This window comes from Nostocoides jenkinsii Ben 74, assembly GCF_001046875.1.
GTDB classification, from domain to species: domain Bacteria; phylum Actinomycetota; class Actinomycetes; order Actinomycetales; family Dermatophilaceae; genus Nostocoides_A; species Nostocoides_A jenkinsii.
The window spans coordinates 2,032,559-2,047,976 of record NZ_HF571038.1 but is presented as its reverse complement, the minus strand read 5'-3'; the positions used below and the strand labels follow the sequence as shown (position 1 = coordinate 2,047,976).

The following is a 15,418-nucleotide window of genomic DNA, read 5'->3' as shown; positions in this document are numbered from 1 at the left end:
TTGCAAGGTGTCCACAGTTGACTAACTGCTGCTAGCAGAAGTTCCTTGGCCCAGCCCCGACCCGCCCCGGCCACACTCAGTCAGGCGCGCACGCCGCCGAGGGTGAGGGGGCGGGCGTGGGCGGCGGCGGCGCGGGCGGCGAGCTCGGCGCGTTGTGCCAGGTAGAGCTCCGCGCAGGAGATGGCGTCGAGGAGGGCGTCGTGCGCGGCATACGTCGGCAGCCCGAATTCCTCGCGCAGGCGCCACAGCCGCAGCGCCCCGGGCTTGGGCTCGTCGAAGGCGCTGCCCGGCTGGAGGCGGCGGCCGAGTTCGAGGGTGTCGACCACCTCGAACTTCGGCGCGCGGCCGTGAAGTCGCCGGGTGATCTCGCCGAGGAAACCCGTCTCGATCCGGGCGTAATGCGCCAGCAGAACGCGCCCGGTCAGGGCCGCATACACCCGGTCCAGCGCCTCGCCGATCGGGATCCCGACCGAGACCGCGTCGTCAGTCAAGCCGTGGATGGTCGCGCTGACGCCGACCCCGGCCCCGACCGGCGGCCGGACGTGGAAGCGGCGCGCCCCGGCCAGCACGATGTCGTCGCCGTCGACCGGGACGAACCCCACGCTGACCAGATAGTCCTTCCGGTCGTCCAGGCCGGTCGTCTCGAAGTCGATCGCCAGCATCGGCAGGTCGTCGAGGCCGGCTTGCTTGCCGGGCAATGGCATTCGCGCATAATCCCCCAGCGCGCCGGGCAGCGTGGCCAGGTCCGGGCCGGAACGGCCGAGGAGCCGATCCAGCACCCCCATCACGACACCGATCCCGAGCGCAGGGTGGCCAGCGTCGACTGGGCCGAGCGGACGATCGCGAAGGCCTCGCGCAGGTGCCGCTTGTCGAAGGCGCTCAACTCCGCGGGGGAGAGCCGGTTGTCCGGGACGCGCCCGTCCTGCACCGCCGCGGCCTGGTGACGGAAGCGGACATACGAGATGAACTCGAAGGCGTCCCGCAAATCCGCCCCACGCTCGGGCGCGATCGCCCCAGCCTGGATCGCCGCCGCCAGCCGGGCATCCGTCGAGACCGCCGTCGAGCCGATCGCGAGGGCATACACCCGCGCCAGGTCCACCACGGCCCCGACCCCGCCGCGCTTGATGTCGAGGGTGTCCTTGTGATCACCCTCGCGCGCCAGGACGAAACCCCGGAAGAAGCCCAGCGGCGGCTCGTTCAATACGGCGCTGCGAGACAGGTGGGCCAAGAAACGCCGCGACTCCGGGGCGAGGGCGCGGACCTCGGCGACCAGAGCGTCATACAGCCGGCTGTCCCCGGCGACGGGTCGCATGTCGAAGAAGATGCTTGCCCCCAGCACGGCATCCGGCTCCGGCTCCTGCAACCAGCCCCGGAAGGTCGTCCGCCAATCGGCAAGCCGCACCCGCCAGCGCGGATTCGTCGCCATGACGTCACCCGCGCAGCGGGGATAGCCGGCCTCCGCCAACCACCCGACCATCAGCTCCGCGAACCCCTCGAACCAGGCGACCTCCGCCGGCCCGGCCTCGTCCGCGATGATCAGCGCGTTGTCCTGGTCGGCGGCGAGCGCCTGCTCCCGGCGGGCCCGGGACCCCAAGGTCACCCAGCAGTAGGGCACCGGCGCCGGCCCCAGCCGTTCATGCGCCAACGCCAACAGCCGCCGATCCACCGCATCACCGATCGACGTCACGATCCGCCCGATGTCGGCCGCGCTCGCGTCCTGGGCGACCAGCGAACTCACCACCGCGGGCAGCCGGGCCGCCGCCCCGGCGACCCCGGCCGCATCCGGCTGCTTGGCCACGTCGCCGGCCAGATAGACCGGGTTGTCGCGTTCCAGCCGCATCAAGTCGGTCGCCGTCACCATGCCCATCGGCACCCCGTCCGCGACGATCGGCAGGTGGTGGATATTGCGGCCGACCATGTCGAGCAGCAGATCGACCGCCATCCCGTCCGGCGGCGCGACGAGCGGATTGGCCGTCATGATCCGGGTGATGGGCTCGGCGGGATCGACACCGGCCGCCAACACCCTGGTGCGCAGGTCCCGGTCGGTCACCAGACCGGCCAGGCGCGGCCCGTCCATGACCAGCAGCGCCGAGACGCCGTGCTCGGCCATCGTCACCGCCCCGTCGCGGATCGTCGCGGTGAGCGGCACCCCCACCGGGGCGCGGGTGGCGAGTTCGGCCGTGCGCGTCTTCAGGATCGCCGACCCCTGGTGACTGAGTTGTTGACTCGCGATGGCGGCGCCCATCCGGGCCGAGCGCTGCACGTCGAAGAACTCGGCGAACTCCGCGGACCGCTCGCCCAACCGCGCAAAGGTCGCCGCGTCCATCACCAGGGTCAGCGAGTCCTCGATCGCCGTCGCGGAGAATTGCGACGGATTGCCCCCGAGGAGCGTGGTGGCACCGAAACACATCCCGTCGGACCCGCGATCGACCAGCACCCCCGCCCGGTCGCGGATTTCGACGGCACCGGAGCGCACGGCATACAAACTGTTGTTGTCCTGGCCAGGCGCCATGATGGCGCTGCCGCGCCGGAAATAGCGCACCGTCAGCCGGCCGACCAGCCAGGTCAGATCCTCCAGCGAGAGCGCCGAGAAGGGTGCGTGCTCCGCCAGGAACTCACGGACCTCGGCCAGTTCGACCTCGAGACTCATAGAGATATCGTCGCGGATTTCGGTGGCAATGGCGTCACCCGGGTGATGCACTAAGGCTCATGCTCTGGCGGTTGATACGCACTCACCTGCGCCCGTATGCCGGTTTCGTCGCCGCCATCCTCGTCCTCCAACTCCTGGCGACCCTGGCCAGCCTCTATTTGCCCTCGCTCAACGGTCAGATCATCGACAAGGGCGTCGTTGCGGGGGACACGGGCTACATTCTGCGCACCGGCGCGGTCATGCTCGCGGTCACCGTCCTCAACATCCTCGCCACCGCCGGTGTCGCGTATGCCGCGTCCTTCTCCTCCGCGGCCGTCGCCCGTGATCTGCGGGGCGCGGTCTTCGAGCGGGTGGGTGCGTTCTCGGCGCAGGAACTGTCCCGGTTCGGCGCCCCGACCCTGATCTCGCGCAACACCAATGACGTCACCCAGGTGCAGACCGTGCTCAACATGGGCCTGATGTTCATGGTCTCGATCCCGATCATGATGATCGGCGGCATCTTCATGGCCTTGCGAGAAGACGTCGGCCTGTCGTGGTTGGTCGCGGTCGCGGTCCCGCTGCTCGGGGTGATCGTCGGCTCGATCGTCGTGCGGATGGTGCCGTGGTTCCGCAAGATGCAGGAGTCGGTCGACACGGTCAATCGTGTTCTGCGCGAGCAGATCACCGGCATCAGGGTGGTGCGTGCGTTCGTGCGCGAGGAGCACGAGGAGCGCAGGTTCGACGACGCCAACACGACCTATACCGGGACCGCGCTCGCCGTCGGCCGGCTGTTCTCGATGGTCTTCCCGCTCGTGATGCTGGTCTTCAATGCGGCCTCCATCGCGGTCATCTGGTTCGGCGCGCACCGGATCGCCTCGGGCCAGATGACGATCGGGTCGATGAACGCCTTCATGACGTATCTCGTCCAGATCCTGATGTCGGTGATGTTTGGCGTGATGATGTCGATGATGATTCCGCGGGCGAGCGTGTCGGCCGGGCGGATCACCGAGGTCCTCGACACCCGGTCCAGCGTCGTCGAGGCGAGCACCCCGACCCCGATCCGGCAGCGCCCGGCCGGGGTCGAGCTGCGCGAGGTGACCTTCACCTATCCCGGGGCGGATGCGCCCGTTCTGCGCGCGGTCACCGCCAGCGTGCGGCCCGGCCAAACCACCGCCATCGTCGGCTCGACCGGCGCCGGCAAGTCGACCCTCGTCTCGCTCATCGCCCGCCTGTATGACGTCACCGATGGGGCCATCCTCGTCGGCGGCACCGACGTCCGCCAGGCCGGGCTCACCGACCTCTGGTCCCACATCGGGCTCGTCCCGCAGAAGCCGTTCCTGTTCAGCGGGACGGTGGCAACCAACTTGAGGTATGGCGATCCCGCCGCCTCCGACGACCAACTCTGGGAGGCGCTGCGGGTCGCCCAGGCCGATGACTTCGTCCGGCAGATGCCGGGCGGGCTGGACGCCCCGATCAGCCAAGGCGGCTCGAATGTCAGTGGCGGTCAACGCCAACGGCTCGCCATTGCCCGCGCCCTGGTGCGGCGTCCCGACATCTATCTCTTCGACGACTCCTTCTCGGCCTTGGACCTCGCGACGGACGCCCGCCTGCGGGCGGCGCTGGCTCCCCATACGAAAGAAGCAGCGGTCGTCGTGGTTGCCCAGCGAATCTCCACCATCCTCGAGGCCGACCAGATCATCGTCTTGGAGGACGGCCGGGTGGTCGGGAGTGGGCGGCATACGGACTTGGTCGCCACTTGCCCGACGTATGCCGAGATCGTCGCTTCCCAGGCCGTCCTGGAGGACGCCGCATGAGTGAGACCCTGAAGTCGGAGGAGGAGAGGGCCGCCGAAGCCCGCCGCGGCCCCGCCGGCGCCGCCCGCCGAGGTGGCCCCCCGCACATGCAGGTGGGCCAGCCGACCGAGAAGTCGCAGAACTTCGTCCCGTCGGCCAAGCGGCTGCTCGGGGTCATGCGCCCGCAGCGGGTCCTGGTGTGGGCGGCGATGGCGTTCGCGTTGATCTCGGTCGGGTTCTCCGCCGTCGGTCCGAAGATCCTCGGCCACGCCACCGACCTGGTCTTTGCCGGCATCTTCGGCCAGCAGATCCCGGCGGGCATGACCGTCGCGGAGTATGCCGCGGCCCTGCGCGCCCGCGGCATGGGCCAGGTCGCCACGATGCTCGAAGCGATGGATCACGTGGTGCCGGGCCAGGGCATCGACTTCGGCGCGCTCGGCGGGGTGCTGCTGCTGGCGCTCGGGCTGTTCGCGATCGGCAGCCTGCTGAGCTGGGCGCAGTCCCGGATCATCGTCGAGGTCGTCAACCGCAGTGTCTACCGGCTGCGCCGCGACGTCGAGGAAAAGCTCAACCGCCTGCCGCTGTCCTATTTCGACAGCCAGCCGCGCGGCGAACTCCTCTCCCGCGTCACCAATGACATCGACAATGTCGCCCAGAGCCTGCAGCAGACGCTGAGCCAGTTGGTGACCTCGCTGCTGACCGTCCTGGCGATGCTGACGATGATGATTGTCGTCTCCCCGGTGCTGTCGTTGATCGCGCTCGCGACCATCCCGCTGTCCATCGCCGTGACGGCCGTGGTGGGGAAGCGGTCCCAGCGCTATTTCGTCCAACAGTGGAAGAGCACCGGCGAACTCAACTCGATTGTCGAGGAGTCCTTCACCGGTCACGGCCTGGTCAAGGTCTTCGGTCGCCAGGCTGAGGTAGGCGCCGCCTTCGGGGCCAAGAACGACGACCTGCGCACGGCGAGCTTCGGGGCGCAATTCATCAGTGGCCTGATCATGCCGCTGATGATGTTCATCGGGAACCTCAACTACGTCATCGTCGCCGTGGTCGGCGGGCTGCGGGTCGCGGGCGGGTCGATGAGCATCGGTGACGTGCAGGCGTTCATCCAGTACTCCCGCCAGTTCACCCAGCCCCTGACCCAGGTCGCCTCGATGGCCAACCTGATGCAGAGCGGGGTGGCCTCGGCGGAACGGGTGTTCGAGGTGCTCGACGCCCCGGAGGAGGTCCCGGACACCGCGACGGCCAAGCCGCCGGCCGACCCCCGCGGTCAGGTCGCCTTCGAGGATGTGAGCTTCGCGTATGCCGCGGACCGCCCCCTGATCGAGCACCTCGATCTGGTCGTGGAGCCCGGGCAGACGGTCGCCATCGTGGGCCCCACCGGCGCCGGCAAGACGACGCTGGTGAACCTGATCATGCGGTTCTATGAGCTCGATGGCGGCCGGATCACCCTCGACGGTGTCGACATCACCGACCTGACCCGGCGCGGCTTGCGTTCCGAGATCGGGATGGTGCTGCAGGACACCTGGCTCTTTGCCGGGACCATTCACGACAACATCGCGTATGGCCGTCCCGGCGCCACGGATTCCGACGTCCTGGCCGCGGCCCAGGCGACCTATGTGGACCGGTTCGTGCACTCGCTGCCGGAGGGCTACAACACGCTGCTCGACTCCGAGGCCAGCAATATCAGCGCCGGCGAGAAGCAGTTGCTGACGATCGCGCGGGCGTTCCTGTCCGATCCGGCGCTGCTGATCCTGGACGAGGCGACGTCATCGGTCGACACCCGCACGGAGGTTTTGGTCCAGCACGCGATGGCCGCCCTGCGCTCCGACCGCACGAGTTTCGTGATCGCCCACCGGCTCTCGACGATCCGCGACGCCGACCTGATCCTGGTGATGGAGGACGGCCGGATCGTCGAGCAGGGCACGCACGAGGAGTTGCTCGCGGCCGGGGGCGCGTTCGCCCGGCTGTATGAGGCGCAGTTCGCCTCCGCGCTCACCGACGGGTCGCCCGCCGCCTCGCCCGCGCAAACCCCAACGTGAGCCCGCCGCCCCCGAACCGCCCACCCCCGAACTTGAGCACGTCTTACAAGACGTGCTCAAGTTCGTAAGGCGTGCTCAAGTTCGGGGGTGGGCGGTTCGGGGGTCGGGCGGTTCGGGGCGGGTGCCGGGGCGGCGCGCGGCGAGCCACACGAGCACGGCCCAGACGACCGCTGCGGCTACCGGGGCGACGTTGCGGCGGAAGCCCAAGGACAGCGCCTCGACGCTCGCGCTCATCCCGATCACCCGGCCGGGGACGTAGGCGAGGGTCATCGCCATGCTCCGGACGATCTGGAGCCGGGCCAGAAGCAGCCCCCCCGACCCCGCCAGGACGCCGGGCAGCAAGGCCCACACCAATTGGTCGTACCAGGGCAGGGCATAGGGGGCGCCCGCGGCATACGCGAAAGACAGGACGAGGGTGAGCACGATCGCGACGTCCCCGCGCGTCGCGGTCCCGGCAGGCGGCCGACCCAACACGCGCCACGCCGCGAGCGCGAGCACGACACACAGGACGCAGGCCGCTGCGAAGACGGCCGAGCGTTCGCCATCGCCAGCGAACAGACCGCCGATGCCTTCCCCGGAGATCCATTCATAGACCTTGCGCCACGGGGTGGCCAGCGAGATCGCCCGGCGCGAGCGGCCAAGTTGGTCATAGACGTGCGCGCCAGCCCAAAGATGGGCGGGTAGTGCCACCAGGGCTGCGCCGAGGACAAGCGCGGCGGCGCGCCATACGGCCCCAGCAAGCCCAGCGCGCGTCCGTCGCGCCTCCATCACGACCCCGATGACGGCGGCGAGCAGCACCACGCCCGCCGTCACCTTCACGGCAATCGCCGCTCCGATGATCAGCCCCGCCGCGACAGTCGCCCCGACCCAGGCCCGCCGGAGCAGCACCAGCGCGCCGACGGTTAACACTGTGGCGAGGAGGTCGACGTGGACCCCGAGCACACCGGTCCCGAACAGCAGCGGATTGACCGTCCACAGCGCATCGACGAACCCCGGCCGATCGGGAAACAGCCGCCGCATGAGCCACCGTCCGGCGAGCCAGACAAGGACGATCAGGCACTGCCATACCCAGACGATTTGGCGTAGGTTGTCGCCCCCGATCCCGGCCGCCGCCCACTGCAGGATGGTGGCGACCGGCCCATACACGCTCGGGGTCTCCTGCCACGGCGGCTGCACCAGGCTGGTCACGGGATCGTGCCCACCCGCCCACGCGATCGGCGATTCGGTCCATGGGTTGCCGCCCGCCCCGAGGATGCGGCCATACGCGGCGTAGTTCGTGTGGTCCGCCGACCCGAACGGCCGGGTGAGCAGGGCACCCACACCCAGGATCGCGAGGATGCGAGTGGGCACGGGCCGTGGGGCACGCAGGTTGAGAGCCAACCCCACCCCACCCAGGACGTATGCCGCGGCGAGCCCCCCGCTGACGAGTCCCGATCCGGGGGACCACGGCAAAGCGCCCGGCGCCCAGCCATGCGGGCCGAGCGGTGGGGTCGCCGCGCTGTCGCCGAGGACACCGACCAGGATCAGCAGGGCGAAGGAGGCGCCGAGGAGCCAAGGGACAAGGGACTCGAGTCGGCTGGCCCGGCGCCGGCCGGAAGCTGGCTCGGCGCGCGCCGGCTCAGTCGCCGCTGGCCGGGCCACGCGGACGTCCTGCCGAGCCGCCGGAGCGTGCCGAGTCGCCAGGGCCTGCCGAGCCAAACGAGCCTCGCCGACCCATCCCCGCCGACTGGAGTCGGCTCCGGGCGACGACCTCGGCGATATCCCGCAGCTGCCGGGCGCGGTGCATTCGGCCGGCCCAGTCGGCACCGGAGGCGCGATGGCTGAAGTCGACCGGCACTTCGCGCACGCGCAGGCCGGCGCCCAGCGCGGCCAGCAGCATGCCCGTCTCGACGCCCCATCCCCGCGACAACGGCTGGGCCGCCTCGAAGGCCGCCCGGGTGAGGCAGCGCATACCGTTCAACGGCTGGGTGATCGTCACCCCGGTACGCCGCGCGATCTCACCCCGCGCCAAGCGCACCGCTCGCCCGCCCCCGCGCGAACTCTTGCTCGCCGGGATGACCGCGATGCTCAGGTCGGCCTCGCCGGCAAGGACGGGCTCGATCAGCGCCGCCAAGGCGGCGGCCGTCTCGCCGAGGTCGGCGTCGACGAAGAGCAACGCTCGCGGCGAGCCCGAGTCCTCGGCGTCGTCCGGCGTCGCATCCAACTCGGCCACCCGTGCCGCACCGCTGGCCATGGCGGCGGACTTGCCGCGATTGCGCGGGTGCCGCACCACGCTCGCGCCCGCCGCGGCTGCCACGGCGGCCGTGTCGTCGGTGCTTCCGTCGTCCACGACCACCACGACCTCGACGTGCGCCAGCGCGCGCACGGCCGTCACCGTGGCGGCGATGCGATCGGCTTCGTCCTTGGCCGGGATGATCGCCGCGACGGCCGTCGGTGCAGCGGGAAATCCAGGGTCGGCGGCGCGCACGGCCGTCAGCGCAGCGTGACCTGGCGGCTGAGCAGGCCGTTCTTGGCCCGCCGCTCCTCGCCGGTGAGGGGCTCGTCGGTGCGGGCCGCGGCATACCGGCTCACGAACTCGGCCGCGGCCGGCTCGCAGTCCGCCGCCGCGCTGCCGGCCGCCAACTCCCACACCGGGATCAGCAGCCCACCGGCCCGGAACGCGCCCAGCAGCCGGCTCCCCTCGCCCAGCCCGGCCGCGCCCGCGGCATACAACCGGGCGAGCGTGTCGGTGGCCACGTCTTCGTCGTCCGGCAGGACCAATCGCAGGTGCGGTCGCCCACCGAGGAGGCACCAGAAGGCCGAGTCGACCCCAGCAAGCTTGGTCGTCGGCACGGCCGAGGCGTTCGCGCGTTCCAACGACTCGCGCGCATCACCCTCCAGCTCCTGCCCCTCGACCCAGAAGTCAAAGCCTTCGTGCACTTGCAGGTCCGGCGCGCCGGAGATGTCGATCAGTTCGGCCAGTGCGGGCGTGGCATCGGTGGCCAGCGGCACGTGCATCAGCGGCGTCCCGGGCTCGACCGCCAGCGCCGCCAACAACGCGCTGGCGAGGTCCCGCGAGGCATCACCGCTCTCCGGTCCGCCCTGCGTCGCGATCAGCACTGCCCCATCGCCTCGGCGTAGCGCCGGCCACGCCATCGGCAGCACCGTCGCAATGGTCACCGTGCTCGGCCCGCCCTCGACCAAGGCCGCCCCAGCGAGCGGAACGGTCACGGTCGCCGCCGGCAGGATCTCCTTCAGCGCCACCCAGTCCGGCTCGCCCGGCATCCCGGCAAAGGGGCGGCGAACGTAGGCCGCGGGGCGAGGCGCGCGGACGGTGTCGGCGTTCTTGCGCCGTGAAGCTTTACCCATGACAAGGGATCATGCCCGACGCCGCGATGGGCCGCCGAGGCTGGCCCACACGGTGATCGTTCCCTTCTTGTCGGTCACGCCCCATTCGTGGGCGAGGGAGCGCACGATGCGCAGCCCGCGGCCCGAGGTCGCAAACACCGCGTGCGGCATCGGCTTCGGTGCGGTCTCGCCGCCACCGTCGGTCACATCGACCTCGACGACGCCATTCTTTTCGGTCCAGTGAATGCGAACGGTGTTGTCGTGCAATGGTTCTGCATGCCGCAGGGCATTGCCGACGAGTTCGCTCACGACGAGGGCGACCTCGTTGAGTGTCTCCTCACTGACGCCACGGGCGACGAGATCCTGGTTGACGGCGACGCGCACGCGCGGGATCGACGACCCATGCCAGGGGGCCCGAATGGTCCGCGCACTCCCGATACCGATGGTTCCGCCGAACTCATCCAGCGCGGGTCGCGACGGGGTCGCGGCGGGGGGAGCAGTCGTCGTCGCGGCGTCCTTCGTACTCATCTCTCGTCCTCGGTCCAGCGGCGCCAGGTGAGCCGCGATGCATCAGTGAACGGATCGAGGCTACCCGCGCGGTCGGCCCGGTTGGCCTGCTGGGCTGCGCCGAAATTCCATCCCTTCGGCCAGCCGCGCCCGGCGTCCGAGCAGACGCCGCTCCACCAGATAGCTCTGGTGGATCCGCCGCGCCCGCACCGTCCACATCGAGTCCGCGCTCGACCAGTGCGCGGCATACGCCTCGTGGCGGTAGCGGATGTGCTCCAGGACGCCGTAGTCGCGCGCGGTGGCGGTGATGTAGTCCAGGATCTCGGCGCCGGTCGCGAGCATGCTGGCGCCGTGCCAGGGCCGGAAGTCGTAGCCGAGGGTGTACATATCCGAGTCGGAGCGCACCCCCGGGTAGCGGAAGAGATCCCACGTCCCGCCGAGCGCCGCCCGCTGCTCCAAGATCGCGTATGCCGTGCCGGGCCGTTCCCGGCTCAGGTGTGCCGCGGCCCCGATGCCGGATAGGCCGGCCCCGAGGATGAGGACGTCGACGTCGGGGGTCATCGTGCGGTTGGCGTGGGCACGCGTGCGGGAGTGGCCGATTCCGCCCGCTCCACCGCGAGGAAGGCGTCGATCTCGGCGGCATTCGGGGAACTCGCCGGGCCGCGCCGAGTCACCTTGATCGCGCCCGCAGCATTGGCGCGCCGGGCCGACTCGACCCAGCCGTCCCCCGCGGCTCGGCAGGCCAACAGCACGCCCGTATGGGTGTCCCCCGCCCCATTGGTGTCCACGGGGGTGCGCGGGTAGCCGGGTACGGGAGTGGTGGTCGCGTCGGCGTGAACCACGCACCCATTGGGCCCGTCCCGCACGATGGCGACCCCGCCCGGGCGGATCCGGGCGGCCACGAGAGGGGCGGCCACGGCCATACGGGATTGTCCGGTCAGGGAGCGGGCCTCATCGAGATTGCTCGTCCAGACGTCGACGCGGCCCAGGACGCGCTGTTGGAGGTCGTCGGGCACGTCGGCGAAGGTGGTCCCTGGATCGAGGACGACCACCACGTCGGCAGGCAGGTCGTCCAGCCAGGTCAGGAGCGGGTCGCGGGTGCGGCCAACCAACGAAAAGCCGCTGATGCACACCAGATCTCCGGACTGCGGGTGCGACTGGGCCAGGCTCTCCGGCGTGATCCGGCGTTCGGCGCCTTGCGTGGTCACGAACGTCCGCTCCGCCGTCGGCTCGATCATCACGAAGCAGACACCGGTGTCGAGTTCGGCGATCGGCGCGCTGGCGAGCGCAATACCCTCGGCCGCGAGCGCCGCCCGAACGATGTCGCCATTGGGCCCGATCCCGTGCGCGCCCGCGTGGACGCAGTCGGCACCCGAGCGGGCCGCGGCGATGAGAATGTTGACCGCGCCCCCGGCATACAGCACGTGCTCACTCGCCATGACATTGCCGCCGCGACGGGGGAGTTCGGGCACCTGGACGACCTCGTCGACGAGGGCCTGGGCCGTGTGGATCACGCGGGGGCTCATGTGCGCATTGTGCCGTCCCGGCACGCGTGGGTCGGCAGGGGACCGTCAGCCGCCGGACTTGCGCCGGAACATCTTCTGGTGACTCGCCGAGCCGTGGGCGTGATCGACCTTGCCGTGCTCGTCGGAGGCGCTCATGTCGACGCCGCCGCCCTTGGTCTTGCGCTCCAGGGCCTCACGGAACTTCCGCTTGGTGTCCTCATCGGGCATGGAGCGCTTGGCATCGTCCTTGCTCATGGTCGCCATCCTGTCATCGACTCGACCCCCGTGGTTCGTTGAGGTTCCACCGGCTGTCCGCGTGTCGCTCCGAGGATGGGGGTAGTTGGTGGACTACAACCGAGGAAGACGACCCGGCCAAGTATGAGTTGGCCGGGTCCTTTCGTCTCCCGGGGGGTTCTAGACGAGGCCGTGCTCGTGCGCGAACACGACGATCTGCACCCGATCGCGCAGCCCGAGTTTGCGCAGGATCGCGCCGACGTGTGTCTTGACCGTGGACTCGCTCGCGAAGACCGCCGCGCCGATCTCGGCATTGGAGAGTCCTTTGGCGATCAGGGCGAGCACCTCGCGCTCCCGCTCGGTCAATTGGCCGTATGCCGCGGGCACCGCCGCCTTAGCCTTGAACTCGCCGTCGAGCAGGGTCGTCAACTCCTGGGGGCCGAGCACGGCATTGCCGGCGTGGACCGTGACGATGGCTTCGGCGAGCATCCGGGGCGTCGCATCCTTCAACAGGAAGCCGCTCGCCCCGTGCCGGATGGCGGTGGCCGCGCGATCGTCGAGGTTGAAGGTGGTCAACACGATGACCCGCACCGGCGTCGCCCGCGCGGCGACGCGAGCCGGGGCGAAGATCTGGCGAGTGGCCTCGACACCGTCCAGCACGGGCATACGGATGTCCATGAGAACCACATCGGGGGCGAGGTCATCGACCGCGGCGACCGCCTCGGCACCGTCTGCGGCCTCCCCAACGACGGTGAGCCGGTCCTGGGCGTTGATGATCCGGGCCACGCCGGCCCGGAAAAGCTCCTGATCGTCGACCAGGAGCACCCGGATATCGCCATCCGGCACGGGGTCGGTCATCGAGTTCCTTCCAGGTCGACCTCGGCGGCACGCAGGGGAAGCCACGCGGTTGCGGTGAATACTGTGCCACCCGCATCGGCCGCGCTCGCCGTGTCGAACTGCCCGCCCACCGATTCGAGGCGGTAGCGCATGCCCTCCAAGCCCAGCCCGCCGCCGGAGGGACGACCGGTGGGAAGAGCGCCGGTGGCTCCCTCGTCGACGAGGTTGCGGACCTCAATCCGCAGGTAGGCGCCCTTCCAGTCGGCCGGCCACTCCTGCTCGACCCAGACGGGCCCGCCGCGACGGCCGTGCTTCAAGGCATTGGTCAGCATCTCCTGGAGCACCCGATAGGCCACCTGTTCGAGGTCGGGTGGGAGCGGCCGGGGCGCGCCGATGGTCGTGCGGCGGACCTCATTGCCCGCCGTCGCGACGCCGTCGATCAGCGCGTCGAGGCCGGTCGCGGGCGGTTGGTTGGCGGTCGATGACGGCGAAAGGACCTGGCGGACGTCCTGCAGCGAGCGCCGCGCCGACGTCGCGACATTGGCGAGCGTCTCGCGCATCTTGTCGGTCTCGTCGTCCTTGAGGTACTGCGCCGACTCCGCCTGAGCCAAGATCACCGCCAAGGAGTGCCCGACGACATCATGGACATCCCGGGCGAGTTGGGCCTGGCCCGCCTTGAGGTCGGCGACCTGTTGGGCGTATGACCGTTCCCGCTCCGCTTGGGCCTGCTGATGCTGAGCCTGCTCCTCGCGGGTGCGAGACTCCGCGAGCCGTCGCGTGACCGAGCCGGCGACGACCGGCGCGACGATGACCAGAAGCCAGACCAGGGCAGGTCCAACCAGTTCCGAGACGAGTCGTCGCCAGGGGATCGCCGGACCAGCCTGGGCGCGCACGGCGTCGACGTACCTCAGGATGTTCTGACCCTCCAATATCGCCACGCCCGCGATGGGCAGCGACAGCGTGATCAGGACCGCCAACAACCTGGTTGGCCGCCCGCCAAATCGCATGGCGGCAAAAAGGGCCAGGGCCGACGTGACGGCTACGAGCGGAGTGGCTGCCGTCAGCAGCCACGGCGTGCTCACGGCCGCCGCGATCAGTCCCACGACGGGGGCCCGCCGAAAGGCCGCGGCAATGATGAGCCCCGTGAGGGCCATCACGCCGCCCCGCTGCGCGATCCCCATCGTGAAGGCACTCAGGCACAGCAGCAGGATTCCGGCGGCCAAGGCGATCTCGACGCCCCAGCCCGCCGTGGCCTGTTCCCAACGGTCTCGGGCCGGCACCGTCGGGACCCCGGGCTCGCGGCCGCGACCGAGCCCGGTCTCCCACGGCTGCGCCGGTGGTGGGGTGCCCTGCCAGTAGCCGCCGCCAGAGGAACCCGTGCCGCCAGACGACCCCGCGCCGCCAGAGGAGCCCGCGCCGCCGGCTTGGGGCTGGGCGGGAGTGGGATCGGGCGACACCGATCCAGTATGCCGAGCCGGCGGCCCACCCATTTCCTGCGTCTCGGGCGTCATGCCGCACCGCCGACGAGGATGTCCAGGAGGTCGGGATACGCCACGCCGGACGCGGCGAAGGCGTGCGCCCAGGCTGCCTGAGCCCCGAGGTTCGGGGCGATGTCGACGGCGGTGAGGATCGGCATACCGCCGGTGGGGTCGAGGACGAAGTCCACGGTCATGGCGCCGCCCCCGCGCACCGCATCCCGGGTGGCCAGGGCAGCCTGGTCGAGGAGGGAGCGAGTGGCCCGGTCCGTGGCGACGGATCGGTAGCGGTCGGACCCAGGCGGTGGAAGCGGCGGGCGGGTCCCCGTCCGCCCGCCGCTGGTCGATAGGGCCCCCGCGCGCAGCGGCATCTCGCCGGTCATCGCGGTGGCCAGTTCGCGGGCCGGCTCCCCGATCGGGCTCGAGACGAGAACGCCGCCGTCGGCGCGGCATACGAGGGCCATGGTGACCGCCGGGCCCGGGGAGGCTTCCTCGACGACGACGCGATCGGCATACACCAAGGCGTGGTGAAGGGCCGTCTGGAGCTCTCCTGGTTCCGCGACATCGGTTCGGGCCGAGCGCGGGGCCCGCGTCGCCGGCCGCACCGTCACCGGACCCATGAAGTCGAGCGCGCGGGCGGCGCCGCGGCGGACGCAGATGCCATCGGCAACGCGAAGTCCGGCGTCGACGGCTGCCAGCCGGGTAGACCACCAGTCCGCGCCGATCGGGCCGGGCACGGCCGGGCAGGGGCGCGCGACCAGGTTGGCCAGGGCGTATGCCGCGGGGTCCACCCCCACGGGCAGCAACACGTCGGCGGTGGCCGCGAGGGTGACCGCCGCGCCCGCCGACGCCGCCGGGGTCTCGCCGAGCGCGTGGTTGCCCAGGAACCACCCCGCGCGGCTGCGGCTGAGGATCATGACCTGCCACCGCTCCGCGAGACCCGCGGCCACGGCCTGTGCCTGGCCGAGGTCGTCCCCGGCGAGTATGCCGATGCGCCGCATCGCCACCTGTCGTCCAATCGAATCCCCACTCATGCCCCCAAGCCTCCCCGCCCCGCCCGCCCCCCGCC

General features: G+C 70.7%; 14 protein-coding genes. 2 read left to right on the top strand and 12 right to left on the bottom strand.

What is annotated here, in order from left to right; all coding sequences use genetic code 11:
- Positions 1 to 80: 80 nt before the first annotated feature.
- Positions 81 to 785 carry an exonuclease domain-containing protein gene (locus tag BN13_RS09605; RefSeq protein WP_048546353.1) on the bottom strand — a complete coding sequence of 235 codons (705 nt, stop codon included), beginning with the start codon at positions 783 to 785 and terminating at the stop codon, positions 81 to 83.
- Positions 785 to 2,650, bottom strand: a complete 1,866-nt coding sequence (locus tag BN13_RS09600) for a DUF294 nucleotidyltransferase-like domain-containing protein (protein ID WP_048549045.1) — start codon at positions 2,648 to 2,650, stop codon at positions 785 to 787. The genes BN13_RS09605 and BN13_RS09600 overlap by 1 nt, the downstream gene beginning before the upstream one ends.
- Before the next feature lie 59 nt (positions 2,651 to 2,709).
- Between BN13_RS09600 and BN13_RS09595 the strand changes: the two genes are divergently transcribed.
- Positions 2,710 to 4,443, top strand: a complete 1,734-nt coding sequence (locus BN13_RS09595) for an ABC transporter ATP-binding protein (protein WP_048546351.1) — start codon at positions 2,710 to 2,712, stop codon at positions 4,441 to 4,443.
- The gene (locus tag BN13_RS09590) at positions 4,440 to 6,464 is read left to right on the top strand and encodes an ABC transporter ATP-binding protein (RefSeq protein ID WP_048546349.1); all 2,025 of its coding nucleotides are present in this window, start codon (positions 4,440 to 4,442) and stop codon (positions 6,462 to 6,464) included. Before BN13_RS09595 ends, BN13_RS09590 begins: the two co-directional genes overlap by 4 nt.
- Positions 6,465 to 6,539: 75 nt before the next feature.
- Here the strand turns inward: BN13_RS09590 and BN13_RS09585 are convergent, their stop codons facing one another.
- The 10 genes from BN13_RS09585 to BN13_RS19600 all read right to left on the bottom strand — a co-directional run bounded on the left by BN13_RS09585 (position 6,540) and on the right by BN13_RS19600 (position 15,383).
- A complete protein-coding gene (locus BN13_RS09585; protein ID WP_048546348.1) occupies positions 6,540 to 8,105 on the bottom strand; it encodes a glycosyltransferase family protein in 1,566 nt (521 codons plus the stop codon).
- Positions 8,083 to 8,931: a glycosyltransferase gene (locus tag BN13_RS09580; protein WP_084733675.1), complete on the bottom strand. Its 849-nt coding sequence runs from the start codon at positions 8,929 to 8,931 to the stop codon at positions 8,083 to 8,085. The genes BN13_RS09585 and BN13_RS09580 overlap by 23 nt, the downstream gene beginning before the upstream one ends.
- 5 nt (positions 8,932 to 8,936) lie before the next feature.
- Positions 8,937 to 9,812, bottom strand: a complete 876-nt coding sequence (locus BN13_RS09575) for a DUF5926 family protein (RefSeq protein ID WP_048546346.1) — start codon at positions 9,810 to 9,812, stop codon at positions 8,937 to 8,939.
- 9 nt (positions 9,813 to 9,821) lie between these two features.
- Complete coding sequence (locus BN13_RS09570; RefSeq protein WP_084733674.1) at positions 9,822 to 10,319, bottom strand: ATP-binding protein; 498 nt, start codon at positions 10,317 to 10,319, stop codon at positions 9,822 to 9,824.
- A gap of 60 nt (positions 10,320 to 10,379) precedes the next feature.
- A complete protein-coding gene (locus BN13_RS09565; protein WP_048546344.1) occupies positions 10,380 to 10,859 on the bottom strand; it encodes an NAD(P)-binding protein in 480 nt (159 codons plus the stop codon).
- A complete protein-coding gene (locus BN13_RS09560) occupies positions 10,856 to 11,824 on the bottom strand; it encodes a PfkB family carbohydrate kinase (protein ID WP_048546342.1) in 969 nt (322 codons plus the stop codon). Before BN13_RS09560 ends, BN13_RS09565 begins: the two co-directional genes overlap by 4 nt.
- Before the next feature lie 45 nt (positions 11,825 to 11,869).
- Positions 11,870 to 12,058: a DUF5302 domain-containing protein gene (locus tag BN13_RS09555; protein ID WP_157038530.1), complete on the bottom strand. Its 189-nt coding sequence runs from the start codon at positions 12,056 to 12,058 to the stop codon at positions 11,870 to 11,872.
- A 159-nt stretch (positions 12,059 to 12,217) separates the two neighbouring features.
- A complete protein-coding gene (locus BN13_RS09550; protein WP_048546339.1) occupies positions 12,218 to 12,895 on the bottom strand; it encodes a response regulator in 678 nt (225 codons plus the stop codon).
- Positions 12,892 to 14,331 (bottom strand): sensor histidine kinase, encoded by a 1,440-nt coding sequence (locus tag BN13_RS09545; RefSeq protein ID WP_162199940.1) that lies wholly within the window; start codon positions 14,329 to 14,331, stop codon positions 12,892 to 12,894. Before BN13_RS09545 ends, BN13_RS09550 begins: the two co-directional genes overlap by 4 nt.
- 50 nt (positions 14,332 to 14,381) lie before the next feature.
- A complete protein-coding gene (locus BN13_RS19600; protein WP_162199939.1) occupies positions 14,382 to 15,383 on the bottom strand; it encodes a D-alanine--D-alanine ligase in 1,002 nt (333 codons plus the stop codon).
- Positions 15,384 to 15,418 lie beyond the last annotated feature (35 nt).